At 65.6% G+C, this 703-nt stretch carries 1 pseudogene; it reads right to left on the reverse strand.

The features are described 5' to 3' along the window. Positions 1-36 precede the first annotated feature (36 nt). Positions 37-703, reverse strand: a pseudogene (locus V6U90_RS33725) (ISKra4 family transposase); the annotation flags it as partial.

Genomic DNA, 703 nt, shown 5'->3' on the forward strand with positions numbered 1-703 from the left:
GGGTGCGTTTCTTTTTGAGTGAGGTTGTTGTCCGGGTCATGCGGCTAGGGCGAGTTGGTCCTTGTAGCGGCTGGCATGGGTGCGCTGGTACTCGCGTTGGAGGTGGTAGCGCCAGTACTGGTCGAAGTCGCCGTTGGCGATGACAGCGCGGAGCAGGAGGACGGCTTCGCCGCTGGTCAGGCTCCAGCGGGCGCCGGTGATGTCAAGGCGGTCTTTGACCAGGTAGCGGCAGGATCCTTCGATCACGCCGGTGGCGATCGGCCAGCCCAGGGCAAGGGCGATGTGGTAGTTGAGGTAGGGCTGTTTGGCGGTGAGGTAGGCGGTAGCGCGTTCCAGACCGGGGGTGTGGTGGTCGGTCAGGCGTTGGAGGTGTGCGCGCAGGTCGGTGATCACGCGGGGTGCGTGGCCTTGTAGGAGATCGCGGGCGGTGTGGTGGACGAAGGCGGCGCGGGCCTGGTGGGAGGGGTGTAGGTCTTCGGCGGCTTTCCACAGGTATTCGAGTACGTGGATGAAGTCGATGATGATGTCGATGTGGACGCTGCGGTGGTGGGCTTCCCGTTGGAGGCAGTCGAGTTGGTGGTTGGCGCCGTCGACCAGGACCACCCAGCGGCGTTCGTGACGTGGGTCGCGGGCTTCGGCGTGGTCGAACAGGGCGGTGACCATCTCGGCGGTGCCGTGTTCCAGTGAGGCGTCGACCTGCCGC

Origin of the sequence: Micromonospora sp. CPCC 206060, assembly GCF_036906895.1 — a bacterium.
In the GTDB taxonomy this organism is placed as follows: domain Bacteria; phylum Actinomycetota; class Actinomycetes; order Mycobacteriales; family Micromonosporaceae; genus Micromonospora.